At 66.0% G+C, this 24,553-nt stretch carries 20 protein-coding genes, 1 tRNA gene and 3 pseudogenes; 11 read left to right on the forward strand and 13 right to left on the reverse strand.

Annotated features, from left to right (window positions below; all coding sequences use genetic code 11):
* Positions 1-170 precede the first annotated feature (170 nt).
* A complete protein-coding gene (ligA, locus tag QP164_RS17790) occupies positions 171-2,294 on the reverse strand; it encodes an NAD-dependent DNA ligase LigA (RefSeq protein ID WP_132896036.1) in 2,124 nt (707 codons plus the stop codon).
* A gap of 114 nt (positions 2,295-2,408) precedes the next feature.
* On the opposite strand from ligA, the gene QP164_RS17795 reads away from it, so the two are divergent.
* The gene (locus QP164_RS17795; protein WP_132896037.1) at positions 2,409-3,380 is read left to right on the forward strand and encodes an SDR family oxidoreductase; all 972 of its coding nucleotides are present in this window, start codon (positions 2,409-2,411) and stop codon (positions 3,378-3,380) included.
* Between the two features lie 279 nt (positions 3,381-3,659).
* On the opposite strand, the gene QP164_RS17800 is transcribed toward QP164_RS17795, so the two are convergent.
* Positions 3,660-3,791 (reverse strand): helix-turn-helix domain-containing protein, encoded by a 132-nt coding sequence (locus QP164_RS17800; protein ID WP_333923980.1) that lies wholly within the window; start codon positions 3,789-3,791, stop codon positions 3,660-3,662.
* A complete protein-coding gene (locus QP164_RS17805; RefSeq protein ID WP_333923981.1) occupies positions 3,788-4,327 on the reverse strand; it encodes a Crp/Fnr family transcriptional regulator in 540 nt (179 codons plus the stop codon). Before QP164_RS17805 ends, QP164_RS17800 begins: the two co-directional genes overlap by 4 nt.
* A 97-nt stretch (positions 4,328-4,424) precedes the next feature.
* On the opposite strand from QP164_RS17805, the gene QP164_RS17810 reads away from it, so the two are divergent.
* Both QP164_RS17810 and QP164_RS17815 read left to right on the forward strand, forming a co-directional pair.
* A complete protein-coding gene (locus QP164_RS17810) occupies positions 4,425-5,204 on the forward strand; it encodes a class II aldolase/adducin family protein (protein ID WP_132896259.1) in 780 nt (259 codons plus the stop codon).
* A gap of 145 nt (positions 5,205-5,349) precedes the next feature.
* A complete protein-coding gene (locus QP164_RS17815; RefSeq protein ID WP_333923982.1) occupies positions 5,350-5,700 on the forward strand; it encodes a hypothetical protein in 351 nt (116 codons plus the stop codon).
* A 91-nt stretch (positions 5,701-5,791) separates the two neighbouring features.
* Here the strand turns inward: QP164_RS17815 and recN are convergent, their stop codons facing one another.
* Positions 5,792-7,456, reverse strand: coding sequence for a DNA repair protein RecN (gene recN, locus QP164_RS17820; protein WP_333923983.1), 1,665 nt, complete (start codon positions 7,454-7,456; stop codon positions 5,792-5,794).
* A gap of 79 nt (positions 7,457-7,535) precedes the next feature.
* Positions 7,536-8,498, reverse strand: a complete 963-nt coding sequence (locus QP164_RS17825) for an outer membrane protein assembly factor BamD (RefSeq protein ID WP_333923984.1) — start codon at positions 8,496-8,498, stop codon at positions 7,536-7,538.
* Between the two features lie 146 nt (positions 8,499-8,644).
* On the opposite strand from QP164_RS17825, the gene QP164_RS17830 reads away from it, so the two are divergent.
* The gene (locus QP164_RS17830) at positions 8,645-9,469 is read left to right on the forward strand and encodes a class I mannose-6-phosphate isomerase (RefSeq protein WP_333923985.1); all 825 of its coding nucleotides are present in this window, start codon (positions 8,645-8,647) and stop codon (positions 9,467-9,469) included.
* Positions 9,470-9,770: 301 nt separating this feature from the next.
* Positions 9,771-10,939 (forward strand): annotated as a pseudogene (locus QP164_RS17835) (glycosyltransferase).
* A 140-nt stretch (positions 10,940-11,079) separates the two neighbouring features.
* On the opposite strand, the gene QP164_RS17840 reads toward QP164_RS17835, so the two are convergent.
* From QP164_RS17840 to yajC, 4 genes are read right to left on the reverse strand one after another with little or no spacing between them, the layout of a single operon-like run.
* Positions 11,080-11,454, reverse strand: a complete 375-nt coding sequence (locus QP164_RS17840; protein WP_132737390.1) for an Mth938-like domain-containing protein — start codon at positions 11,452-11,454, stop codon at positions 11,080-11,082.
* 7 nt (positions 11,455-11,461) lie between these two features.
* Positions 11,462-12,427, reverse strand: coding sequence for a protein translocase subunit SecF (gene secF, locus QP164_RS17845; RefSeq protein WP_132737393.1), 966 nt, complete (start codon positions 12,425-12,427; stop codon positions 11,462-11,464).
* 14 nt (positions 12,428-12,441) lie between these two features.
* Entirely contained in the window at positions 12,442-14,046 is a 1,605-nt protein-coding gene (gene secD, locus QP164_RS17850; protein ID WP_132737396.1) for a protein translocase subunit SecD, read from the reverse strand.
* Positions 14,046-14,267, reverse strand: coding sequence for a preprotein translocase subunit YajC (gene yajC / locus QP164_RS17855; RefSeq protein WP_333924299.1), 222 nt, complete (start codon positions 14,265-14,267; stop codon positions 14,046-14,048). Before yajC ends, secD begins: the two co-directional genes overlap by 1 nt.
* Positions 14,268-14,640: 373 nt before the next feature.
* Between yajC and QP164_RS17860 the strand changes: the two genes are divergently transcribed.
* Positions 14,641-14,717, forward strand: a tRNA-Pro gene (locus tag QP164_RS17860).
* Positions 14,718-14,923: 206 nt separating this feature from the next.
* On the opposite strand, the gene QP164_RS17865 is transcribed toward QP164_RS17860, so the two are convergent.
* The gene (locus QP164_RS17865) at positions 14,924-17,206 is read right to left on the reverse strand and encodes an NADP-dependent malic enzyme (RefSeq protein WP_333923986.1); all 2,283 of its coding nucleotides are present in this window, start codon (positions 17,204-17,206) and stop codon (positions 14,924-14,926) included.
* A 553-nt stretch (positions 17,207-17,759) separates the two neighbouring features.
* Between QP164_RS17865 and QP164_RS17870 the strand changes: the two are divergent.
* The 5 genes and pseudogenes from QP164_RS17870 to QP164_RS17890 all read left to right on the forward strand — a co-directional run bounded on the left by QP164_RS17870 (position 17,760) and on the right by QP164_RS17890 (position 21,541).
* Positions 17,760-18,295, forward strand: a pseudogene (locus QP164_RS17870) (glycoside hydrolase family 108 protein).
* Positions 18,296-18,384: 89 nt separating this feature from the next.
* Positions 18,385-18,615, forward strand: a pseudogene (locus QP164_RS17875) (3TM-type holin); the annotation flags it as partial.
* 202 nt (positions 18,616-18,817) lie between these two features.
* Complete coding sequence (hslV, locus tag QP164_RS17880; protein WP_056066793.1) at positions 18,818-19,360, forward strand: ATP-dependent protease subunit HslV; 543 nt, start codon at positions 18,818-18,820, stop codon at positions 19,358-19,360.
* A 116-nt stretch (positions 19,361-19,476) separates the two neighbouring features.
* A complete protein-coding gene (hslU, locus tag QP164_RS17885) occupies positions 19,477-20,772 on the forward strand; it encodes an ATP-dependent protease ATPase subunit HslU (RefSeq protein WP_192146063.1) in 1,296 nt (431 codons plus the stop codon).
* A gap of 37 nt (positions 20,773-20,809) precedes the next feature.
* Positions 20,810-21,541, forward strand: a complete 732-nt coding sequence (locus QP164_RS17890) for a nitroreductase (RefSeq protein ID WP_333923987.1) — start codon at positions 20,810-20,812, stop codon at positions 21,539-21,541.
* Between the two features lie 224 nt (positions 21,542-21,765).
* Here QP164_RS17890 and QP164_RS17895 read toward each other — a convergent pair whose 3' ends face one another.
* The 3 genes from QP164_RS17895 to QP164_RS17905 form a co-directional block, all read right to left on the reverse strand.
* Positions 21,766-22,032 carry a hypothetical protein gene (locus tag QP164_RS17895; RefSeq protein WP_333923988.1) on the reverse strand — a complete coding sequence of 89 codons (267 nt, stop codon included), beginning with the start codon at positions 22,030-22,032 and terminating at the stop codon, positions 21,766-21,768.
* 57 nt (positions 22,033-22,089) lie between these two features.
* Entirely contained in the window at positions 22,090-23,520 is a 1,431-nt protein-coding gene (locus tag QP164_RS17900; RefSeq protein ID WP_333923989.1) for a DEAD/DEAH box helicase, read from the reverse strand.
* Positions 23,521-23,743: 223 nt separating this feature from the next.
* The gene (locus tag QP164_RS17905) at positions 23,744-24,472 is read right to left on the reverse strand and encodes a Crp/Fnr family transcriptional regulator (RefSeq protein WP_132738217.1); all 729 of its coding nucleotides are present in this window, start codon (positions 24,470-24,472) and stop codon (positions 23,744-23,746) included.
* Between the last annotated feature and the right edge of the window lie 81 nt (positions 24,473-24,553).

Here is a 24,553-nt window from a genome sequence, read left to right on the forward strand (position 1 = left end):
GCGACTTCATGTCGTGTTAATCCGGCCCTGCACTTCGAATATTTCGGATATGTGACATTGGCGAGTCGGGAAGTGTCATGGACACACTCGGTCATACCGCGTTGCAAAAAAGCCACGCAGTGGAACCGTTTCGGCCAGGATGGAACCGCCGACCAGCAGTGTCGCGCGCCTCAGCTGGCGGCGACGATCTCCGCCCATTCGGCTTCTGTGATGACGCGGATGCCTAGGTCTGTGGCTTTCTTCAGCTTGGAGCCCGCCCCCGGACCCGCGATCACGAGGCCGGTCTTGCTCGACACCGACGCCGCGACTCGCGCGCCGAGCGCTTCCGCCTGCGCCTTCGCCTCGTCGCGACTGAGCGTCTCGAGGCTGCCGGTGAAGACCAGGATCTGGCCGGTGACCGGCGATTCGCGCGTCTCGTGGACGACGTCTGCGGGCTTCACTTCGCGCAACAGGTCGAACACCACGTGGCGATTATGCGGCTCGGCGCAGAAGCCGACCAACGCGCTCGCGACCTCGGGGCCGATGCCGGCGGTTTCGATCGCGCCGACCAGCAGCTTATCGCGGCGGAGCACGAACTTCCGCTCGGGTTCGCCGATCACCGGCTCGATTTGGCTGCGCAGGAATACCGCGTGCCGCAGCACCGCGCCGAGTGCTTTCGCCGACACATAGCGTCGTGCGAGGTCACGCGCGGTAATCTCGCCGACATGGCGGATGCCGAGCGAGAACAGGAAGCGGTCGAGCGGGATCGTCCGCTTGGTCTCGATCGCCGCGATGACCTTCGCCGCCCACACGCGCCCGTCTTTCTTCCTCGCCGCTAGCTGTTCCTCGGTCAGGCGGAAGATGTCGGCGGGCGATTCGATCAGGCCGTCGCGGAAGAACGCTTCGATCAGCGTCTGGCCGAGCCCGCCGATGTCGAACGCATGGCGCGAGGCGAAGTGGATAAGCCGTTCGACCCGCTGCGCCGGGCAGATCAGCCCGCCGGTGCAGCGATAGACGACCTCGCCCTCCTCGCGCTCGGCGGCAGACCCGCATTCTGGGCAGACATGCGGGAAGACATACGCCTCGCGCTCGGCGTCGGGCGTCAAATTTTCGACGATCTGTGGGATGACGTCGCCGGCGCGCTGGACGAGCACGCGGTCGCCAGGCCGAACGCCGAGTCGCTCGATCTCGTCGGCATTGTGGAGGGTCGCGTTAGTTACGACGACGCCGCCGACCGTCACGGGAGAGAGGCGCGCAACCGGGGTCATCGCGCCGGTGCGGCCGACCTGGATGTCGATCCGCTCGAGCAAGGTCTGCGCACGCTCGGCGGGGAATTTGTGCGCGATCGCCCAGCGTGGGGCTTTGGCGACCTGACCCAGCCGCGCCTGCCAGTCGAGCCGGTCGACCTTGTAGACCACGCCGTCGATATCGAACGGCAGGTCGGCGCGCTCGGCTTCGATTTTCCGGTAGACGTCGAGCGCCGCTGCCACTCCTTCGACCCGTGCGAACCCGTCGGCGATCGGAAAGCCCCAGTTGCGCAAGGTGTCGACCACCTCGGCCTGGGTATCACCCGGCACGACGCTGGCTTCGCCCCAGCCGTGCGCGAGGAACCGGAGCGTCCGGCTCGCGGTGACGCTCGCGTCCTTCTGGCGCAGCGATCCGGCGGCGGCATTGCGCGGATTGGCGAACTGCCTCGCGTCCTTGCCGGTCTCCTCCGCCTCGGCGAGCAGGCGCGCGTTGAGCGCAGCGAAATCGTCCTTCGCCATATACACCTCGCCGCGAACCTCGAAGATTGCGGGCGCTTCACCTTTCAACTGTTGGGGGATGTCGCCGATCGTACGGACGTTCGCCGTCACGTCCTCGCCGACCTGCCCGTCGCCCCGCGTCAACGCCTGCACGAGGCGCCCCTCTTCATACCGCAGCGAACACGACAGCCCGTCGATCTTCGGCTCTGCGGTCAGCGCGACCGTCGCGTCGTCCGCGAGCTTCAGGAACCGGCGCACGCGCGCGACGAACTCCTCGACCTCCTCGTCGGCGAACGCGTTGTCGAGGCTCATCATCGCCTTGGCATGCGCGACCTTCGCCAGATGCCCCGCCGGCGCCGCCCCCACCGTCCGGCTCGGGGAATCGCTCCGCACGGCGCCCGGAAACGCAGCCTCGATCGCCGAATTGCGCCGCACCAGCGCGTCATAGTCGGCGTCGCTGATCTCGGGCGCGTCGTCGGTATGATAGCGGGCGTTATGATACGCGATCTGCGCGGCGAGCGTCTCCAGCTCGGCGGCGGCTTCGGTCTCGGTCGCGGGAAGGTCGGTCATTGCGACGGGTTAGGGGAGGGGGCGTCTTTCGACAAGACCTGGATCAACATGGCGTGAACATTCGCGTGACTTAAACGCTGACATCGCAAGGTAATTTTTCCGGGAAGCGCAATCATGACAGACACCAGCCGCCGAGACCTGTTCAAGGGCGCCGCCGTCACCGGCCTCGCCGCCGCCGCCGCGCCGGCCTTTGCGCAAGGGCAGGCGCCACTCGCCGATCCGCAGACGCGCTTCGTTTCCACGCCCTTCCCCGAACAGCGCCAGAAATGGCCCGCGCTTCAGCGCGACATGCGCCCCGTCCCCGATTGCGGCGAGGCGAGCTATCGCGGTTCGGGGCGTCTTGCCGGGCGGAAAGCGCTGGTCACCGGCGGCGATTCCGGGATCGGCCGCGCGGCGGTCATCGCGTTCTCGCGCGAAGGTGCCGATGTCGCGATCAACTATTATCCCACCGAGGAGCCCGATGCGCAGGATGTCGCCAAGCTGCTCCGTGCCGAGGGGCGGAAGGTCGTCCTGATCCCCGGCGACCTGACCGATGCGAAATTCTGCAACGACCTGATCGCACGCGCCGCGCGTGAACTCGGCGGGCTCGACATCCTCGTCAACAACGCCGCGTACCAGCAGTCGAAGGCCTCGATCGCAGAGATCAGCTTCGAACAGTTCGATCGCACGATGAAGACCAACGTCTATGCGATGTTCCACCTCTGCAAGGCGGCGATCCCGCTGATGAAGCCGGGTGCGTCGATCATCAACACGGGGTCGGTCAACTCGGTCGATCCGGGCGAAGAACTGCTCGACTATGCGACCACCAAGGGTGCGATCTTGATCTTCACCAAGGGACTGGCGAAGCAGCTCGGCAAGAAGGGCATTCGTGTCAACATGATCGCGCCGGGCCCGGTGTGGACGCCGCTGCAGGTCGCGGGTGGACAGCTGCCGGGCAAGATGGGCGAGTTCGGGCAAGACACGCCGCTGGGTCGCGCGGGTCAGCCGGCGGAACTAGCGTCACTGTTCGTAACGTTGGCGGAGACGGGGACCAGCTTTACGAGTGGTAGCGCGTTTGCGGCCACGGGTGGCAGCGGGGTTCTGTAACGGGAGCCAACGATCCTCCCCCGCAAGGGGGGCACCGAAGGTGCCGGAGGGGAGGACCGAAAACGCTGGTTGCTCGTGCCTCCCCCTTCCGTCTGGCAAGGGCCAGCCACCTCCCCCTGGCGGGGGAGGATCGGAGACCGCAGAGCCTCACTCCACCCCGGCGAAGGCCGGGGCCCAAGTGGAAAGGCCGCAGTAACGGAGCGATGCGCATCGTTATCACCGTCCCCCAATTGGGCCCCGGCCTCCGCCGGGGTGGTGCTATTCATGAGGCGCGACGACTCACCCCGCACCCAACCGACGCAACCCTTCCGCATCCACGACCCTGATCCGCGCATATTCGACAGCAATCACCTCTTCGCGTTCCATCGCCTTCAGCGCTTTGTTGAGCGTCTGCCGCGACACGCCGATCATCGTGGCGATATCCTCCTGGCGAAGTTCGATGCTGCTCCCGCCCGCGGCGCGCGCGAGGCCCCCAGCGTCCTTGCCAATCGCACCGGGATCGGCTGCGCCAGCGTATTCATCATGAACGCCAGCGACGCACGCTGGTGCGCACACGCCAGCAGCGCGATGTCCCACCACAGTTCGGGCGTGGCGCCCGCCAGCCGCCGGAACGCGTCGATCCCGATATGCAGCACGCGCGCCGGCCCGAATGCGACCGCATCATGCGGCCTCGGCCCGGCATCGAGCGTCGACAGCTCGCCGAACCACGTGCCCGGCCCCATCATCAACACCACCAGTTCGGCACCGACCGCGGGATAGCCGATCAGCCGGACCTGCCCGTCGAGCACCGCCCACAGCCCATCGGGCGGGTCGCCGACGCCGTACAACCGCGTCCCCGCCGCGACAGAACGCACGCTCGCCTGCGCCAGCAACAGCGCGCGCCGCTCGGCCGGCACCGCACCGAACCAGGAGTCCGATTCGAGCTGCGCGTGATCGATCGACGACATCGCAGAAGTGTCGGCCGATCGCCGGGATTGTCAATCTGGTGACATTTCAGGGGCCTGCGCCATGCTATGCTAAGCCCATAAAAACAGGAGATGGATGATGGCGACCGCACTCAGGACCGAACCGACCGTACGCGATCTCGTTTCGCCCGAGGAATGGGCGCTGCGCGTCGATCTTGCCGCCGCATACCGTCTGGTGGCGCATTATGGCTGGGACGATCTGATCTTCACGCATCTGTCCGCGCGCGTGCCGGGGCCCGAGCATCATTTCCTGATCAACCCCTATACGCACATGTTCGAGGAGATCACCGCGTCGTCGCTCGTCAAGATCGACGTGAACGGCGACAAGGTCATGGACACGCCCGCGCCGGTCAACCGTGCGGGCTTCGTGATCCATTCGGCGGTCCATGCCGCGCGCGAGGATGCGGTCGCGGTGCTGCATCTGCATACGCCGCATGGCCAGGCGGTGTCGGCGATGGCGGAGGGGCTGCTTCCGCACACGCAGACCGCGATGATCGCCGGGCACGACGTGGCGTATCACGACTTCGAAGGCATCGCGACCGAGCTCGAGGAGCGCGAGCGGCTGGTCGAGGATCTCGGCACCAAGCACAGCATGATCTTGCGCAACCACGGCACGCTGACCGTCGGCGAGTCGATCCCGCAGGCGTTCCTGCGGATGTATTTCCTCGAGCGCGCGTGCGAGGCGCAGGTGCTGATGCTGAGCGCGGGGCGGGAGAATCTCAACACCCCGAACCAGGGCGTGGCGGAGAAGGTCGAGGGCCAATCGAGCGGTCCCGGGATGCGGATGTTGGCGGATGGGCTGGCGTGGCCGGCGTTGCTGCGGAAACTCGATCGGATCGACCCGAGCTATCGCGATTGAGGGAAGGAGCGGGCTGCTCGGGGGCTGCCACCCCGGCGGAGGCCGGGGCCCAGTAGGCAAGGTCGTTGTAACGGTTCGTAGCATTCGCCAAATACTGTTTCTCAGCTGGGCCTCGGCCTCCGCCGGGGTGAAGGGAGAGACGCGTGTGAAGCAAACGACGTCCGTTGTTTTGTCGGCGCTGTGTCTCGCCACGCCCGCCATGGCGCAGCAAACCCATGTCTCGCCAAAGCCTGCCCCGGCGATCGGCTATGATTGGAACGATGATTCGTCGGCCGACGACCGCGTCCAGCAGACGCTATGGCCGCGCTCGGACGCCAGCGCGGCGGGGCTCGACGACATGATCCACACCGAGCAGACGCCCATCCGCGCCGCGATCCGCGAAGACGGCGGCTTCGGCAGCCGCGCGCTGCACGGTATCCGCAAGGTGGGTGGTGACTACATCGTCGTGCCGGTGTTGAAGATTCATCTGGGGCATCCGCGGCAAGCGACGCCTTAATTTCAAACGTCGGTCGAGAGATTCGCCGTAAGATCTCGGCCAATGGGTCGCGCGAAGTGGATACGCAGCCGGCAGTCTAGGGCCTGAAACCTCAGGCCCGCTCGAGCAACCGCTCCGCCTGCGCGCGCGCCTCGTCGGTGATCTGCGCGCCGGACAGCATCCGGGCGATTTCCTCGCGCCGTTCGTGTTCGGACAAGGCGCGTACACCCGTTCGCGTGACCGTGCCGTCGCTACTTTTCGCGATCAGCAGGTGCTTGGCGCCGCGTGCTGCAACCTGCGGGCTGTGCGTCACCACCAGCAGCTGCGTGCTCTGCGCTAGCCGCGCCAAGCGTTCGCCGATCGCGCTCGCGACCGCGCCGCCGACGCCGCGGTCGATCTCGTCGAACACCATCGTCGACGCGCCGCCCTCTTCCGCCAGCGCCACCTTCAGCGCGAGGATGAAGCGCGACAATTCGCCGCCCGATGCGATCTTGGTCAGCGCCGCGAACGGTGCACCCGGATTGGTCGAGATCTCGAACTCGACGCGGTCCTTGCCCGCCGCCGACCAGCCCTCTTCGCCAAGCGGCGCGACCACGGTCTGGAACCGCGCCGCATCGAGCTTCAACGGTGCCAGTTCGCCCGCAACCGCAACGTCGAGTCGCTTGGCCGCCGCCAGCCGCCGCTTCGTGAGCGCGTCCGAGGCCGTGTCATACGCCTTGCGCGCCGACGCAACGCGAGCCTCCAGCACGGCAATGCCGCCTTCGCCCGCATCGAGGCGCTCTAGCCGCGCGCGCATCTCATCCGCCAGCGCCGCCAGGTCATCCGGTTGCACACGGTGTTTGCGCGCCATTGCCCGCAACTCGAACAGGCGCGCCTCGTCATCCTCCAGCGCGCGCGGATCATAGGCGAGTTCCGCCCGCGCATCGCGCAACTGCTCTTCGGCGACCGACGCTTCGATCACCGCGCGGTCGACCGCCGCCAGTGCCTCGCCCAGCGCGACATGATCCTCCGCGATCCGCTCCAGCACGCGCGCCGCCTGGCGCAGCTTCGCCAGCCCGCCGTCCTTGCCCTCGAGAAAATCGTCGATCGCCGCCAGATCGTCGGCGATCTTTTCCGCGCGCTGCATCGACCGTCGCGTATCTGCCAACGTCTCTTCCTCGCCAGCGACCGGCGCCAGCGCATCGAGTTCGGCGACGGTATGCTCCAGCCATTCGCGATCGCGCGCCGCCGTCTCGATATCCGCGCGCGCCGCTGCCAGTTCGGCCTCGGCCGCACGGAACCCGGCATAGGCCTTGCCCGTAGCGCCTGGCTCGGTCCGCCCGAAGATGTCGAGAAGCGCGCGATGTCCGCGGGCATTCAACAGCCCCCGTTCGTCATGCTGGCCGTGAATCTCGACCAGATGCGGTGCCATCTCGCGCAGCAGACCCGCCGACGCCGGCTGGTCATTGACGAATCCGCGACTACCGCCATCCGCCTTGACGATCCGCTTCACGATCAACGGCTCGCCGCGTTCGATCTCCAGCCCGTTTTCATCGAACAGCAGCGCAAGCGGCGATTCGGGGGCAGGGGCGTCGAACGTCGCGGTGACGACGGCCTGGGTCGCTCCGTGCCGCACGAGCCCGCTATCGCCGCGTCCGCCGAGCGCAAGCCCCAGCGCATCGAGCAGGATCGACTTGCCTGCGCCGGTCTCGCCGGTCAGCACGCCGAGTCCTTCGCCGAATCCCAGATCCAGCGCCTCGATCAGCACCACGTCGCGAATGGAAAGGTCGGTCAGCATCGTGCGCGTCTTAGACGATCAGCGCGCGAAAATGATCCCCTATTGTTCTCACGTCCGTGCGCTCATGGCGGTCCGGCGATCAGTTGCCGGGGCCGGTCCGCGTCGCGCTGCCCGGACCGACCGGTGCGGGGCTCGAAACGCTGCCTGCACCGGTACCACCGGTGTTGCCGTTCGCCTTGGGAAGCTCCAGCACGCCGGTACCCGGCGTCCCCGCGGTCCCGGTCGGAATGATCGCCTCGCCCGGCGCCAGCGGTGCGATCGGCTTGACCGGATGCTCCTGCATCAGCTTGTAAGCGTGATCGTACCAGTCGGTGCCGGGGTAGTTGCGGCCAAGCACCGCGGCAGCCTTCTCGGCTTCGATCGGCACGCCGAGCTGCAGATACGTCTCCGTCAGCCGCATCAGCGCCTCGGGCGTGTGCGTGGTCTGCTGGAACTTGTCGACCACCGTGCGGAACCGGCCGTTCGCGGCGAGCCACTGGCCGCGCGTCTCGTAGAACCGCCCGATTTCCATCTCCTTGCCGGCGAGATGGTCGTTGACCAGATCGATCTTGAGGCGTGCATCCGACGCATAGCGGGTGTTCGGATAGCGGCGCATCAGTTCGCCCAGCGAATCGAGTGCCTGACGCGTGATCTTTTGGTCGCGCGTGACGTCGGTGATCTGCTCGTAATAGCCGAGCGCGATCAGATAATAGGCGTAAGGCGCGTCGCGGTTGCCCGGATGGACCGCGAGGAAGCGCTGCGCCGAGCTGATCGAGGCGGTGTAATCCTTGGCGAGGTAATAGCTGAATGCCGACATGATCTGCGCACGGCGCGCCCAGATCGAATAGGGATGCTGGCGCTCGACCTCGTCGAACAGCTGCGCTGCTTCCTTGTAACGCCCCTGATCGAGCCGTGCCTTGGCGGTCGAATACAGCGTGCCGACATCGCGCGCGACATAGGGCAGATCGCCCTTGGCGGCGCGGCCACCCGCACAACCGGCCATGGGGAGCGCAAGCGCGGCGATGAGCGTGACCGCAAGGGCACGAGACTGGGTGATACGCATCGGCGTGATCCTTAGCGTAAGCGGATAGCCACGAACAATCCTTTTCGCCGGGCGGGTCTTGCCCCTTTCCTGGAGCCGGATCGCACGGCAATAGTCGTGCGTTGGTGCTCGCCATTCGAAGCGCCATTCACGTCGAGGATCATGTCATGCCGGCCACATTGTTGCACACCCACCGCGTCGAGAAGCCCTGGGGTCGCGACACGCTCTGGCCCGGTTTCGAGGATCCGGCCGCAGGTTCGCCGCCGATCGGCGAAGTCTGGTTCCAAGAGCCCGGCAACACCACGCCCGATCTGCTGATCAAGTATCTGTTTACCAGCGAAAAGCTGTCCGTGCAGGTCCATCCCAACGACGAACAGGCGCATGATCGCGGGCTGCCGCGTGGCAAGGACGAGTGCTGGACGATTCTCGCCGCCGAGCCGACCTCGACCATCGCGGTCGGTACGAAGCAGCCGATCTCGAAGGACGCGCTGCGCCAGTCGGCGATCGACGGCACGATCGAGGACAAGCTCGACTGGAAGCCGGTCAAGCCGGGCGACTTCATGTATTGCGCGTCGGACACGATCCACGCGATCGGCGGCGGGCTGACCGTGATCGAGGTCCAGCAGAATTCCGAGACCACATATCGCCTTTATGATTATGGCAGCGATCGCGAACTGCACCTGAAGGACGGCATCGATGTTGCCGATCCGACCCCGTACGTCCCCGTCGCGCCGCCGATCGAGGTCGAAACCGGCCGGACGATCATGGTCGAGGGGCCGAAGTTCGTGCTCGAGCGCTGGAAGGGCGGCGACCATGTCGTCAATCTGCCCGAGGGTACGACCGGCTGGGTGATCCCGATCACCGGCTCGGGCGATGTCGCGGGTGTGGCATTCAAGGCCGGCGAGTGCGCGACGATGACGGGGAGCGAGACGGTCTCGACGAGCGCGGATGCCGACGTGTTGTTCGCGTATCCTTTGGCGAAGCGGATTTAATCGCCGCCTCTTGGTCTGCGGTATCCTTTGCTGCCTTGTTCTCCCGCGAAGGCGGGAGCCCAGTCTGGGTCCCCGCCTTCGCGGGGAAACAAGGCGATAAAGCGCACCACATCCCAGACTGCGACCACCCCGGCGAAGGCCGGGGCCCGATTGGATAGGTGGAAATAAAGATGGGCAGCGGTCAGTCAGTCCCGTCCTCCCAATTGGGCCCCGGCCTCCGCCGGGGTGGAGCGTGTTACCGGAGAAGGTTGGCATATCGCCTCACCCCCGTTAACCCCCGTGGACCTAAACTCGCGGCGACATGCTCCGCATCCTTACCCTCTCGACGCTGTTTCCCGACGCCACGCGCCCGAATTTCGGCGTGTTCGTTGAGCGTCAGACGTTAGGGCTCGCCGCGCATCCCGACGTCAGCCTGAAAGCGGTCGCACCGATCGGCCTCCCCGGCATACTGAAACGCATCGGTCATTATGCCAGGCTGGCAACGCTGCCGGCGCGCGAACGATGGAAAGGCATCGACGTCCATCGTCCGCGCTTTGCGGTGCGCCCGCTGCTCAAGGGGCGCCGCCACCCCGCCGAACTCGTCCGCGCGCTTGCTCCGGTGCTCGACGCGATCCGCGAGGATTTTGCGTTCGACGTGATCGATGCGTCGTTCTTCTTCCCGGACGGACCCGCTGCGGTGGCGCTCGGCAAACGCTACGGCGTTCCCGTTTCGATCAAAGCGCGCGGTGCCGATATCCACCATTGGGGCACCGCGCCCGCCACTGCATCGCGCGTTCGCAGCGCCGGGCGGGACGCCGCCGGGATGCTCGCGGTCAGCGCGGCGATGAAGGCCGACATGGTCGCGATGGGCCTCCCCGCCGAGCGTATCCGTGTCCACCACACCGGTGTCGATCAGGACCGATTCCGTCCCCTCGACCGGACCGCCGGCAAGACCGCGCTCGGCATCGCGGGGCCGCTCGTCGTGTCGGTCGGCGCGTTGATCCCGCGCAAGGGGCACGACATCGTCATCGATGCGGTGTCGGCGCTCCCCGGAGTCACGTTGCTGATCGCGGGGAGGGGCCAGAACGCGCCGCACTCGATGCCCGGATCGCGCGCTACGGCATCGCCGACCGCGTTCGACTGCTCGGCGCCGTTCCGCACGCCGAATTGCCCAAGCTGATTGCCGCCGCCGACGTCAGCGCGCTTGCCTCCAGTTCGGAAGGACTCGCCAACGCCTGGGTCGAGTCGCTCGCCTGCGGCACCCCGATCGTCATCACCGATGCCGGCGGCGCGCATGAGGTGGTAAAATCCGCCGATGCCGGTCGGGTCACGATCCGCGACGGGCTGGCGTTTGCCGCCGCGATCGACACGCTGCTCGCAGACCCGCCGGCGCCCGAAGCAACGCGCAAGGCCGCGGCGCCGTTCACCTGGGAGGCCAATACCGCCGCGCTCTACGATCACCTTGCGACGCTAGCCGCAGAACGCCGCTAAACGATCTTCTCCCGCAAAGGGAGAGGTGGCTGGCCCTCGCCAGACGGAGGGGAGGAAAGGGGAAACGGCCGTTCCGTGTCCACCCCCTCCGTCACCTACGGCGACACCTCCCCCTGGTGGGGGAGGATTGTAATTCTGGATTACCCCTCGAGCGGGTACAGCGCCGCGACGATCCAGCGACCCTCACCGCGCAACACCGCCCAAGCCCGAGCAGCAGCACGGCTATCCATAGCCTCGATCCCGAACCCCCGCGCCTCGACCGCGCGCTTGAACGCAAGCGGCGGCTGACGCAGCGCGGAGCCGGTGCCGAGCAACAGGAACTCAGGCGGCGGATCGAGTGCGAGAAGCGCCGCGACGTCCGACTCTGCAAGCGCCTCGAACGTCGGCGGCTCCCAGCCATCCGCGCGCTCGGGACTGATCGACAACGCGGTATAATAGCCGTCGTCGACCTTGAACCCGGCCCGACCGATCGCCGAGATCATCGGCCCATCGGTCTTCTCGCGGTCCATCCTCATGACGCGATCAACGCTCGACCTTGGGACCAACCCGCTCGGCACCGTCCTGCACGCCGCCCTTGCGCGGCGCAGGATCGGCGCGCAGACCCAGCGTGATCAGCAGCGACGACGACACGTAGATCGACGAATACGTCCCGACGACGATACCCAGGATCATCGCCGCAGTGAACCCGCGCAGCACGTGGCCGCCCAGCACCAGCATCGCGACCAGCGCGAGCAGGATCGTCACCGAGGTCATCACCGTGCGGGGCAGCGTCTCGTTCACCGACAGGTCGATGATCTCGCGCATGTCCATCTTGCGGTACCGGCGCATGTTCTCGCGGATACGGTCGTCGATCACGATCTTGTCGTTGATCGAGTAGGAGATGATCGTCAGCACCGCCGCAACGATGTTCAGGTCGAACTCGAACTGCGTCAGCGCGAAGAATCCCAGGGTCATCAACAGATCGTGGACGATCGCGACGACGGTCGACACGCCGAACTGCCACTCGAACCGGACTACCGCGAATAGCGCGATGCCGAGGATCGCGAGGCCGACCGCGAGCAGACCCTTGCTGATCAGCTCGTCCGACACCTTGCCAGAGATCGTGTCGTACTTCGAGAACGTCGCGCCGGGGAACTTCACCGCTAGATCGTCCGACACCTTCTTGACGAGGCGGTTGGTCGCGCCTTCGTCACCGGCGGGGACGGGCAGGCGGATCGACAGCGTCTTCGGATCGCTGAACGACTGGATCGAGGCTTCGCCGACGCCGAGCCGGTCGACTTCGGTACGGACCGCGTCGATCGACGGAGGGGTCGCGAACTTCTCTTCGATCAGGACGCCGCCGACGAAGTCGACGCCCATGTTGAGGCCCTTCGTCACGACCAGTCCGATCGCCAGCAACGACAGCAGCAGGGTCAGCCCGAACGCCCATTTGCGGAGCGAGACGAACTTCAGGTTCGTGTTGTCGGGTACGAGTTTCAGCAGGCGCATGGTTATCTCCCGCCTCAAATATTGATCGTGGTGGGGCGGTTCTTCCGCAGCCACAACGCGACCATCATCCGGGTGAACGTGACGGCGGTGAACACCGACGTGCAGATCCCGATCAGCAGCACGACCGCGAAGCCCTTCACCGGACCCGAGCCGAGCAGCAGCATGATCACGCCGGTGATGGCGTGCGTCACGTTGGCTTCGAAGATCGTCCGCGACGCTTCCTTGTAGCCGAGCTCGACCGACTGGATCACGCTACGCCCGCGGCGTCGCTCCTCGCGAATACGCTCGTTGATCAGCACGTTGGCATCCACCGCGGTACCGATCGTCAACACGAACCCGGCGATACCGGGCAGCGTCAGCGTCGCGTTCAGCATCGCCATGACGGCGACGATGACCAGGATGTTGATGACCACGGCGAGGTTCGCATACAGGCCGAACCGCCCATAGGTGACGAACATGAACACGATCACCGCGAGCGCTGCGATGATCGAGGCGAGCACGCCGGCGCGGATCGAATCCTTGCCGAGATCGGGGCTGACGGTGCTCTCGGCGATCGTCTTCAGCGCGACCGGCAGCTTGCCCGACCGCAGCGTGATCGCCAGCGCGTTCGCCGACTCGACGGTGAAGTTGCCCGAGATCGATGCACGACCGCCAAGGATCGGCTCGTTGATGTTCGGAGCAGAGATCACCGAATTGTCGAGGATGATCGCGAACGGCTTGCCCGTATTGTCCGTCGTGACCTTGGCGAAGCGACGCCCGCCGACCGCGTTGAACGTGATCGCCACTTGCGGCGCGTTGGTCTGCGGCTCGAACTCCTGGCGCGCATCGGCCAGCTGGTCGCCCGAGATGATCACCGAGCGCTTGACCGCGATGAACGGTACGCCGCGTGGATTGCCCGGATAGGGGAGAACCTGGCTGCCGATCGGCGCGATACCCTTGACCAGATCGGCGGGGTTCGCGGTCTCGTCGACCAGCTTGAATTCGAGCTTGGCGGTCTTGCCGAGCAGATCCTTCAGCGCCTGCGGGTTCTTCAACCCCGGTACCTGGACGACGATCCGCGTCGCGCCCTGGCGGACGATCGTCGGCTCCTTGGTGCCGAGTTCATCGATGCGGCGACGGACGACTTCGGTCGCGTCCTTCATCGCCGTGTCGACCGCCTGGGTCAGGCCTGCCTCGGTCGGCTTGAGCACGAACCGGCTCGTGTCGACGACATTGATATCCCACTCGCGCTGGCCGCTCATCCCGGCGCCACCGCCGGTGATCGCCAGCAGGCGCTCGCGCGCTGCGTCGACCTGGCTCGGATCACGCAGCAGGAAGGTCAGCTGGCCGCCCCGCGTCGAAATGTCACCGATCTCGATCCGCGGCGTGCCGTTGCGCATCGTCCCCGCGACGCTGTCGCGCATCGCCTCGATCCGCGTCGCGGCGAGGTCGGCGGTATCCGCCTCGAGCAGCAGATAACTGCCGCCAGCGAGATCGAGCCCCAGGTTGATGTGCGGATGGGGGATGCGACCCCATTGGCTCGTGGTGCTCTCGGGGAGGAAACTCGGGATCGCCAGCAGGCACAATGCCGCCAGCAACCCGATGATCGACCCGACCTTCCAGCGCGGAAAATCCAACATCAGTCGTTGGCCGGCTTCGTGTTCGGGCTGGTGATGTCGGTCAGCGTCGCCTTGACAACCCGGACGCGGACGTTCGGCGCGATCTCGACCTCGACGACATTATCCTCGACCTTGGTCACCTTGCCGAGGATCCCGCCCGACGTGACGACGCTGTCGTTCTTCTTCACCGCGGCGACCGACGCCTGGAGCGCCTTCATGCGCTTTTGTTGCGGGCGGATCATCAGGAAGTAGAACACGACGAACACGAGGAAGAGCGGCGCGAGGCTCAGGAACGAGGCGATCCCGCCCCCGCCGTCGTGGCGCCGTCTGCGGCCTGGGCAAAAGCTGGTGAGATGAACATGAAGGTCCGTATCTGGCTGGGCCGTAGAAGGCGCAAGGATGGGTCGGGCCGGACGTCGCGCGTCGCGCCCGCATTGGTCCGCCCGCTATCATCGCTTGGAACCGCGCGCAACAGATCGCCACAGGATGAGACGTGGGCGCCGTGCGACCGGGCGCATCTGACATGGCTGCCGACATAGCTGCGGTGTTCGGGCTTGCATCAGGCGCGGACCCCGCGTAGTGCGCCCCCTCGGGTCGTTTTGCGGCCCGTTCGGTCGGAGCGTAGCGCAGCCTGGTAGCGCACCACACTGGGGGTGTGGGGGTCGCAGGTTCGAATCCTGTCGCTCCGACCATTTTCTTATAGCGATGTTGTGGCGGACTCGTGCAGTTCTTGTGCGAGCGTATTCCGATACATTCGTCGTCATCCCCGCGGGGGCGGGGACCCATAAACTCGAACGTTGCGTGTCACCAGTAACGCCAGCCCTTATGGATCCCCGCCTGCGCGGGGATGACTGAACTGGAATGGGGCCGACCCTGACGCCGGCCCCGTCCGGCGACCTTACGCCGTCTCGCGCACCGTTGCCGCATGACCCACGGCGATCGCGCTCAAATTCACGATCCCGCGCGCGGTCACGCTCGGCACCATCATCTGCAACGGCTTAGCCAGACCGAGCAGCATCGGCCCCAGCGGTGCCGATTCGGTCGATGCCGACAACAACGACACCGCGATGTTCGCCGCATCGATGTTCGGCATCACCAGCAGGTTCGCTGAGCCGGTCAACGGGCTATCGTCGACCAGCCGCCGCCGCAGTGCCTCCGACAGCGCGGCATCGCCGTGCATCTCGCCGTCGAACTCGAACTCCGGCGCCATCTCCTTCAGCAACGCATGCCCTGCACGCATCTTCTGCGCGGACGGCGACCGCGACGCACCGAAGCTCGAATGCGACAGCAACGCCGCCTTCGGCTCGATCGCGAACGCGCGTACCGCTTCGGCCGCGAGCATCGTCATCTCGGCGATCTGCTCGGCGGTCGGATCGACCGTCACGTGCGTATCGCAGAAGAACAGGCTGCCGGTCCGCAGGATCACCGCCGACATCGCGTACAGCCGCGACACGCCCGGCATCCGCGGGATCAGCGGCATGACATACGTCATCTGAGTCCACCAATCGCCGATCCCGCCACACAGCGCCGCATCGACGCGGCCCTCGCGCAGCAGCATCGCCGCGGCGACGCTCGGTCGCGTCCGCAGAGCGCGCTCGGCGCTGTCCGGCGGTGTGCCGCGCCGGCCGACCAGCGCGCTATAGCCCGCCAGCAGCGGCTCGAAGACTTCGCGATCGGTAGCCGGGTCGAGCACCTCGACGTCCGTGCCGATCGTCATGCGCAGACCGCTCGACTCGATCTTCTCGGCGATCACCTCGCGCCGCCCGATCAGCACCGGCCGTCCGATGCCCTCGTCGATCACCGTCTGTACCGCGCGCAACGTCCGCGGGTCCTCGCCCTCGCCATACGCGATCGAGCGCCCGGCCTGCTTGGCGCGCGCGAAGATCGGCCGCATCAGCTGGCCCGAGCGATACACGAACACTTCGAGGTCACGCAGATACGCGTCGAAATCCTCGATCGGCCGCGTCGCCACACCCGAATCCATCGCCGCCTTCGCCACCGCCGGCGCGACATGCAGGATCAGCCGCGGATCGAACGGCTTTGGGATGATGTAGGTCGGCCCGAACACCGGCGTCGCACCGCCGTATGCGGTGACCACCACATCCGAAGCTGTCGCGCGTGCGAGGGCCGCGATCGCGTCGACCGCCGCCACCTTCATCGCCTCGTTGATCTCGGTCGCGCCGACATCGAGTGCGCCACGGAAGATGAACGGGAAGCACAGTACGTTGTTGACCTGGTTGGGGAAATCCGAACGCCCGGTCGCGATGATCGCATCGGGCCGCGTCGCATGGACCAGCGCCGGCTGGATCTCGGGCTCGGGGTTCGCCAGCGCCAGGATCAACGGATCGGGCGCGAGCAGGTGCAGCCATTCCTGCTTCAGCACGCGCGGTGCCGACAGCCCGAGGAAGATGTCCGCCCCCTCCAGCACGTCCGGCAGGGTCCGCGCGTTGGTCGTGCGGGCATAGCGCGCCATGTTCGGCGGCATGTTCTCGTCGCGCCCGGCGTGCACCACGCCCTTGATATCGGTCAGCGTCACGTTCTCGGGGTTGAGCCCCATCGACACCAGCAGGTCGACTGTCGCGAGCGCCGCCGCACCTGCGCCCGACGTCACCAGCTTCATCTGGTCGAGCCGCTTGCCGCGCAGTTCGAGCACGTTGCGGACCGCGGCTGCACACACGATCGCGGTGCCGTGCTGGTCGTCGTGGAACACTGGGATGTTCATGACCTCGCGCAGCTTCGTCTCGATCTCGAAGCATTCCGGCGCCTTGATGTCCTCGAGATTGATCCCGCCGAACGTCGGCTCGAGCACGCGGACCGCCTCGATGAACGCCTGCGGATCGAGCTGGTCGATCTCGATGTCGAAACAGTCGATCCCGGCGAATTTCTTGAAGAGCACCGCCTTGCCCTCCATCACCGGCTTCGACGCTAGTGCGCCGATCGCACCGAGCCCGAGCACCGCGGTACCGTTGGTGATGACGGCGACGAGGTTACCGCGGGCTGTGTAATCGCGTGCCTTGTCCGGATCGGCGGCGATTTCCTCGCACGCGGCCGCAACGCCCGGCGAATAAGCTAGCGCCAGATCGCGCTGCGTCGCCATCCGCTTGGTCGCTTCGACCGAGAGTTTCCCCGGCTTTGGATAGCGGTGATAATCGAGCGCGGCTTTGCGGAAATCGTCTTCCATGGTCTTCCTAACCTGTCGGCCGCGGCGGCGACCGGGTGGGCGCGGGCAAGGCCCGCGGCGAATGTTCAAGGGAGCGCATAGCCTTAGGGGCACCAATCCGCCAACCCCGCACGGACGTAGCGTCGGTTTGGGTAGGGCGGGGGAGCGCACCGTCAGGCTACTAGGCCACCACCCAACATTGCCAGCACCCAACAGTGCTGCCACCCAACAGTGCCACCACCCCGGCGAAGGCCGGGGCCCAGTTGGAACGTCGGGGGTAACGAAGCGCCGCCCTCCCTCAGCACCGTTCCCCAACTGGACCCCGGCCTCCGCCGGGGAGGTGCCATCTAGGATGCGCCCTAACGATCCTCCCCCGCAAGGGGGAGGTGGCGCCGAAGGTGACGGAGGGGGAGGCAAGCGATCACGTCCGTTGGGTGTCCTCCCCTCCGACCGGCAAGTGCCGGCCACCTCCCCTGGCGGGGAAGGATCGAAGATCCTGACCTCCACAGAATCCCCTGTCCTACAGCGAACCAATATGGTTCGCTCTACCCCCAAACAGGGCGGGACCCACATCATGACCATCGACCACCTAATCGACGCCGTCATCGACCGCGAAGGCGGCTACTCCAACCACCCCGCAGACCGAGGCGGCCCCACCAGATACGGCATCACGCAACAAGTAGCCCGCACCAACGGCTACCCGGGAGATATGCGCAATTTTCCCCGCGATCAGGCCGAAACCATCTACCGCCGCCTCTACTGGACCCGCCCCGCCTTCGACCAGATCGCCCCCGAGCCCCCAAAATCGCCGAAGAACTCTTCGACACCGGCGTCAACATGGGCCCCGCAGTCGCCGCCACCTTCCTCCAGCGCGCGCTCAACGCGCTAAACCGCGGCGCCACCGACTACCCCGACATGACCCTCGACGGCCGCATCGGCCCCGCGACCCTAACCGCGCTCGAAGCCTTCCTCGCCCGCCGCAAACCCGGCGGCGAAACCGTACTCCTGAAGGCGATCGAGGCCCTGCAAGGCGAACGCTACGTCGCGCTTGCCGAGACCCGTCCGGCCAACGAAGCCTTCCTCTACGGCTGGCTCGCCAACCGCACCTGACGCCCCGGCGAAACGCTCCCAGCGTCTACACTTCCTATACTTCACTTTTTTGGAGGCAGCCAATGACCCCGCAACCCCTTGATCCCGCACCAGATCCCTGGATCACGCGAGCCCGCCCGACGTTCCTCTACGTGATGTACACTTTGCTGCTCGGCGCGATCCCCGCCGGCCTAATCGCCGCCGTCCGCCCGCAAATGGCGCAGGCAATCGCGGCGGGTATGGCAGCGTACCTCAACGCGATCCCCGAACCCCTCTACGCGCTCTTCGGCACCGGCTATCTCGGTTACACGGTGGCCCGGGAATGGGGGAAGGGGCGGTAACCACCCAAGCCTCCTTCGTCATTCCCGCGGAGGCGGGAACCCATACTGGCTGACTTCAGTGATGAACGGGTGAGGTCCGAGGGTCTGGATCCCCGCCTGCGCGGAGATGACGGATGATGGGAGAGGGGGATGGGAGGCGGCAGGGGCGTTGCACCCCCAAACCAAACCCTACATCGCTGCCATGAGCAACGACCCCCACGCCATGCCGACATGGCACGGCACCACGATCCTCTCGGTCCGCCGCGGCGGCAAGGTCGTCGTGATCGGCGACGGCCAGGTCTCGATGGGCCAGACCGTAATGAAACCCAACGCGCGCAAAGTGCGCAGGCTTGGTGACGGCAGCGTCATCGGCGGATTCGCCGGCGCCACCGCCGACGCGTTCACCTTGTTCGAACGCCTCGAACGCAAACTCGAAGCGCACCAGGGCCAGCTCCTCCGCGCCGCGGTCGAGCTCGCCAAGGACTGGCGCACCGACAAGTTCCTCCGCAACCTCGAAGCGATGATGATCGTCGCCGACAAGGACGTGACGCTGATCCTCACCGGCAACGGCGACGTCCTCGAACCCGAGAACGGCGTCGCCGCGATCGGCTCCGGCGGCAACTACGCGCTCGCCGCGGCCCGAGCGCTGGTAGAATACGAGACCGACGCCGAAGTCCTCTGCCGCAAGGCAATGGGCATTGCGTCCGAGCTCTGCGTCTACACCAACGACCGCCTCACGGTCGAAACGATGGACTCGACCACGTAATCCCCCTCCCGCTTGCGGGAGGGGTCAGGGAGGGGCTGAAATACACCCCACCCACACCTTCCGTTGCGGCCACGCCCTCCCCGACCCCTCCCGAGCGGGAGGGAGAAGGTAACAAAATGAACGACCAGCTCACCCCCAAGGCCATCGTCGCCGCGCTCGACGCCCACATCATCGGCCAGGCCGCCGCGAAACGCGCGGTCGCCGTCGCGATGCGCAACCGCTGGCGCCGCCAGCAGCTCAGCGAAGACCTCCGCGACGAGGTCACGCCCAAGAACATCCTGATGATCGGACCGACCGGCTGCGGCAAGACCGAGATCAGCCGCCGTCTGGCCAAGCTCGCCGACGCGCCGTTCGTGAAGGTCGAGGCGACCAAGTTCACCGAGGTCGGCTATGTCGGCCGCGACGTCGAACAGATCGCCCGCGACCTCGTCGAGGAAGCCATCCGCCTCGAAAAGGAACGTCGCCGTGTCGCCGTCAAGGACAAGGCGGAGGAGGCAGCGATGTCGCGCCTGCTCGACGCGCTCACCGGCAAGAACGCGAGCGAGGCGACGCGCGAAAGCTTCAAGCAGCGCTTCCTCGACGGCCATCTCAACAACGCCGAAGTCGAGATCGAGGTCGAGCAGGCGCCGACCACGCCGTTCGAAATCCCCGGCGGCGCGCCGCAGATGATCAATCTCGGCGAGATGATGAAGTCGTTCGGCGGCGGCCAGCAGCTCAAGCGCCGGAAGCTCACCGTCCACGCCGCGTGGGACAAGCTCGTCGAGGAAGAGGCCGACAAGCGTCTCGACCAAGACGAGGTCAGCCGTGCGGCGCTCGCCGACGCGGAGGCCAACGGTATCGTCTTCCTCGACGAGATCGACAAGATCGCCGTCTCCGACGGCCGCGGCGGCTCGATCAGCCGCGAAGGCGTCCAGCGCGACCTGCTGCCCTTGATCGAAGGCACCACGGTCGCCACGAAATACGGCCCGATGAAGACCGACCACATCCTCTTCATCGCGTCGGGCGCGTTCCACGTCGCCAAACCAAGTGACCTGCTCCCCGAGTTACAGGGCCGCCTGCCGATCCGCGTCGAGTTGAAGGGCCTCACCGAAGCCGATTTCGTCGCGATCCTGTCGGACACCAAGGCGTCGCTGCCGCTGCAATACAAGGCACTGATCGCCACCGAAGGCGTCGGCATCGAGTTCACCGAAGACGGCATCGCCGCGATCGCGCGCATCGCCGCCGAAGTGAACTCCGAGATCGAGAACATCGGCGCGCGGCGTCTGCAGACTGTGATGGAAAAGCTGCTGGAGGAGGTCAGCTACAACGCCGAAGACCGCGGCGGCTCGAACCTCGTCATCGACGGCGCGTACGTCGACAGCCAGTTGAAGGAAATCGCCCGCAATACGGATTTGAGCCGCTTCGTGCTGTAAGTGCACCTTCCGTTCGTGCTGAGCGAAGTCGAAGCACATGGGCCAAGGCCCTTCGACTTCGCTCAGGGCTAACGGGGTGGGGCTGGGCCTAAGAGGAGAAACACATGGACGTGACCGAAGCCATAGCCTCTCGCCGCTCCGTCCGAGGCTTCCTCGACACCCCCGTCGATCCGACTCTACTCCACGACCTGGCCGTAAAGCATCCCGAGCCGCAACCGGCGGCAACCTCCAGCCCTGGCATATCGCCATCGTCCAGGGCGAACCCATGACCCGCCTAAAAGCCATCATGGCGGAAAAGATTGCGACCGGGGTGACCGAAACACCAGCCTACGACATCTACCCCAAAGAGCTAGTCGCCCCCTACAGAGACCGCCGCTACGCCGTCGGCGAAGCGATGTACGCGCACCTCGGCATCCCCCGCGACGACAAGACCGCCCGCCGGGACTGGTTCGCCCGCAATTTCGAATTCTTCGGTGCCCCCGCCGCGTATTTCTGCACGGTCGATCGCCGCATGGGGCCGCCGCAATGGTCGGATCTCGGCATGTACCTGCAGAACCTGATGCTGCTCGCGGTCGAGGCTGGACTCGCCACCTGTCCGCAGGAATGTTGGGCGATGTATCCGGAAACGGTCGGGACGTTTCTCGAGATACGGGAAGACCGCATGCTCTTCTGCGGCATGGCGATCGGTTATGAGGATAAGAGCGCTCGGGTAAACGCGTTGCGTACGGAGCGCGCGGACGAAGCGGAATGGCTGACGACGATCCGCTGACAGCCCTCCAGCTACCGCAAACCAAACCCCACCCCGGCGAAGGCCGGGGCCCAGGTGGGAAACGATTGTAACGGATGTACGCGCTTCGTTACGCTGGTCCTGCCAACTGGACCCCGGCCTCCGCCGGGGTGGAGTGCGTGTGCTGAGTGTGCGTACGCCAAGCGTGTTCACCCGCGAAGGCGGGTGCCCAGACTGGGTCCCCGCCTTCGCGGGGGAACAAGTTTCTAGAGAACCACCGTCACCGGCTTGGCGCCCCTGATCCCCGCAAGGATCATCGCTTCCCAGACCGCAGGATCGCCCGCCGCCGCCATCGCCTTGTCAGGCTCGCGCAGGGTCTTCAGCACTGCCAGCGCGTCGGGAATATAATCCGTCCACGCATCGTCGATCAACCGCGACGCCGACTCGGCATCGCCGCCGGCGTTGCAGCTGATCCGCTGTCCCGCCAGCACGCGTGCGACGCGTTCGGCGACAGGTGTAGTGGAAACGTCCATGAGCATTCTCCTCGCGGGACCGGTCTACACCAAACCCGCGAGGCGAACGAATGCTCCTTAGCGTGCTGGGCCTGAACCCGCGCCACGGCTCGGACCACGGCCACCGCCGCCGGCTGGACGACCGCCGCCCTGACCGCCGGGACGACCACCGCCCTGGGGACGACCGCCGCCGCCTTGGCCGCCACCGCCACCCTGGCCACCACGGCTGGCACCCGCATAGTTGCGACCAGTCGTCCCGGTAGCCCGCGGCGAATGCGTCGCGCGCGGCCGTGCCGGATCGCGCGGACGGTCGATCCGAACCTCGGGATCGGCACCCATCGTCTTGACGCGCGTCTGCTTGATCTGGTTCGACAGGTTCACGAAATCGTCCGGCAGCGACCGGACCTGGACCTTCTGGCGGGTGATCCGCTCGATGTCGCGCAGGTACGCCTTCTCGTCATCCGCGCAGAACGCGACGGCGATGCCGCTCGCGCCCGCACGCGCGGTACGGCCGATGCGGTGGACATACTGCTCGGCGACGTTCGGCAGCTCGAAGTTGATGACGTGGCTGACGCCCGAGACGTCGATGCCGCGTGCGGCGATGTCGGTCGCGATCAGGACCTTGACCTTGCCCTGCTTGAACTCGCCGAGTGCCCGCTCGCGCTGGCCCTGGCTCTTGTTGCCGTGGATCGCGTTCGATGCGATGCCGTTGCCCGCGAGCAGCTTCACGACGCGGTCAGCGCCATGCTTGGTGCGCGTGAAGACGAGCGCGCGGTCGATCGCCGGATCGGCCAGCGTGATCGTCAGCAGCGCCTGCTTCTCCGACTGGTTGCAGAAGGTGACATACTGGTCGACTCGCTCGGCGGTCGTCGCGGCCGGCTTTACCGACACCGTCTTCGGGTCGAGCAGGAACTGGCTGGCCAACTCGCGGATCGCGACCGGCATCGTCGCCGAGAAGAACAAAGTCTGGCGCTTCTTCGGCAGCATGCGGACGATCTTCTTCAGCGCGTGGATGAAGCCGAGGTCCATCATCTGGTCGGCTTCGTCGAGCACGAGGATCTCGATCATCGACAGGTTGCAGAAGCCCTGCTCGATCAGGTCTATCAGGCGGCCCGGCGTGGCGACGAGGATGTCGACGCCGCGGCTCAGGTCCTGGCGGTTCTTGTTGATGCTGGTGCCGCCGAACACGGTGGTCACCGACATCTTGCTGAACTGGCCGTACGCGCGGGCGCTGTCTGCAATCTGGCTCGCCAGCTCTCGCGTCGGTGCGAGCACCAGCATGCGGCAATGCGTCGGCAGCACGCGCTTCTGGGTTTCGGTCAGGCGCTGGATCGACGGCAGCACGAACGCCGCGGTCTTGCCGGTGCCGGTCTGCGCGATGCCGAGCAGATCGCCGCCTTCGAGCAGGATCGGGATCGACTGTGCCTGGATCGGCGTCGGCTCGGTATAGCCCTTGGCTTCGAGCGCACGGACGAGCGGCTCGGCAAGGCCGAGGTTTGCAAATGACATGTAAAGTCTCTCAATAGATGCCGGGCTCGCGAATCCACACAAGGACGCGCGAGGGGCGGTGGTGTTTTGACACCCCGCGTGAAAAGGGAAGCCCGTTGGAAACGACCGAGGCGGAGCTAAGACCCTAAGGTCCAATCACGCTGCATTACGCCTCGATGGCCGCCATTTGGCGAACCACAGTCGAAAAGTCAACCTTCGGCCCCTTTTCGCACCCCTGGCGACGTCAGGTCCGGATCTGGCCCAGATGCAGATAGCGCTCGTTGAACTCCGCGGCGTCGCGCAGGCGGGGCCAGTCGGTCACGCTTACCTGCCGCTTCTTGCGCGCGATCAGCCCGTCGTTCTCGAGCGATTTCAAGACACGGTTCACATGCACGGGGGTCAGCCCAAGCGCGTCGCCAAGCTGTTCCTGAGTCATCGGCAACTCGTAGGCCATGGCATCCCCGAGCGTCGATTTCTTGAACCGCACGGAAAATTCACAGAGCAGATGCGCCAACCGGCTGCGCGCGTTGCGCCTGCCGACGTTGAGCAGCCACTCGCGGTGGATCGATGCCTCGACCAGCGCATCGATCCACAAGGCCTGGCCCGCGGTCGGGCACGCCTCGATAAATTGACGCAACGCCACGATCGGCACCTCCGCCAACGTCAGTCTGGTCAGCGCCTGGATGTCGTGATCGGATTCATCGAGGAACAGGTTCTGGAGGTCGACGAACTCGCCGGGCATCAGGATCGACACGATCTCGCGCTCGCCATTGGGCGTCAGCTTCTGCCGATAAGCGAGACCAGCGAGGATGAAGGCGCAGCGCGTCGGACGTTGGCCTTCGCGCAGCATGTAGGTCGACGCATCGATCGTCCGCACCTTGAACGGCAGCGCAGCGATCTGAGCACGGTCATCCGCACGCAGCGCCATCCGCGACTCGAACTTCCGTGTAACCTGTTCAGTCACGGTGGACATATCCACGTGCACTCTCCGCATCAGGGCAGGAGCACTCGTTTCTCGCTGTCACCCTCACTGGGATAGCGCGTTGGCGGATGT

Source organism: Sphingomonas sp. LR59 (assembly GCF_036855945.1).
Lineage (GTDB): Bacteria > Pseudomonadota > Alphaproteobacteria > Sphingomonadales > Sphingomonadaceae > Sphingomonas.

Excerpts from the sequence above, each read along its gene's own strand:
- ligA (WP_132896036.1), bottom strand. The coding sequence starts at position 2,294 with ATGACCGACCTTCCCGCGACCGAGACCGAAGCCGCCGCCGAGCTGGAG.
- QP164_RS17795 (WP_132896037.1), top strand. The coding sequence starts at position 2,409 with ATGACAGACACCAGCCGCCGAGACCTGTTCAAGGGCGCCGCCGTCACC.
- QP164_RS17800 (WP_333923980.1), bottom strand. The coding sequence starts at position 3,791 with ATGATCGGCGTGTCGCGGCAGACGCTCAACAAAGCGCTGAAGGCGATG.
- QP164_RS17805 (WP_333923981.1), bottom strand. The coding sequence starts at position 4,327 with ATGTCGTCGATCGATCACGCGCAGCTCGAATCGGACTCCTGGTTCGGT.
- QP164_RS17810 (WP_132896259.1), top strand. The coding sequence starts at position 4,425 with ATGGCGACCGCACTCAGGACCGAACCGACCGTACGCGATCTCGTTTCG.
- recN (WP_333923983.1), bottom strand. The coding sequence starts at position 7,456 with ATGCTGACCGACCTTTCCATTCGCGACGTGGTGCTGATCGAGGCGCTG.
- QP164_RS17825 (WP_333923984.1), bottom strand. The coding sequence starts at position 8,498 with ATGCGTATCACCCAGTCTCGTGCCCTTGCGGTCACGCTCATCGCCGCG.
- QP164_RS17830 (WP_333923985.1), top strand. The coding sequence starts at position 8,645 with ATGCCGGCCACATTGTTGCACACCCACCGCGTCGAGAAGCCCTGGGGT.
- QP164_RS17840 (WP_132737390.1), bottom strand. The coding sequence starts at position 11,454 with ATGAGGATGGACCGCGAGAAGACCGATGGGCCGATGATCTCGGCGATC.
- secF (WP_132737393.1), bottom strand. The coding sequence starts at position 12,427 with ATGCGCCTGCTGAAACTCGTACCCGACAACACGAACCTGAAGTTCGTC.
- secD (WP_132737396.1), bottom strand. The coding sequence starts at position 14,046 with ATGTTGGATTTTCCGCGCTGGAAGGTCGGGTCGATCATCGGGTTGCTG.
- yajC (WP_333924299.1), bottom strand. The coding sequence starts at position 14,267 with ATGATCCGCCCGCAACAAAAGCGCATGAAGGCGCTCCAGGCGTCGGTC.
- QP164_RS17865 (WP_333923986.1), bottom strand. The coding sequence starts at position 17,206 with ATGGAAGACGATTTCCGCAAAGCCGCGCTCGATTATCACCGCTATCCA.
- hslV (WP_056066793.1), top strand. The coding sequence starts at position 18,818 with ATGCCGACATGGCACGGCACCACGATCCTCTCGGTCCGCCGCGGCGGC.
- hslU (WP_192146063.1), top strand. The coding sequence starts at position 19,477 with ATGAACGACCAGCTCACCCCCAAGGCCATCGTCGCCGCGCTCGACGCC.
- QP164_RS17890 (WP_333923987.1), top strand. The coding sequence starts at position 20,810 with ATGGGCCAAGGCCCTTCGACTTCGCTCAGGGCTAACGGGGTGGGGCTG.
- QP164_RS17895 (WP_333923988.1), bottom strand. The coding sequence starts at position 22,032 with ATGGACGTTTCCACTACACCTGTCGCCGAACGCGTCGCACGCGTGCTG.
- QP164_RS17900 (WP_333923989.1), bottom strand. The coding sequence starts at position 23,520 with ATGTCATTTGCAAACCTCGGCCTTGCCGAGCCGCTCGTCCGTGCGCTC.
- QP164_RS17905 (WP_132738217.1), bottom strand. The coding sequence starts at position 24,472 with ATGTCCACCGTGACTGAACAGGTTACACGGAAGTTCGAGTCGCGGATG.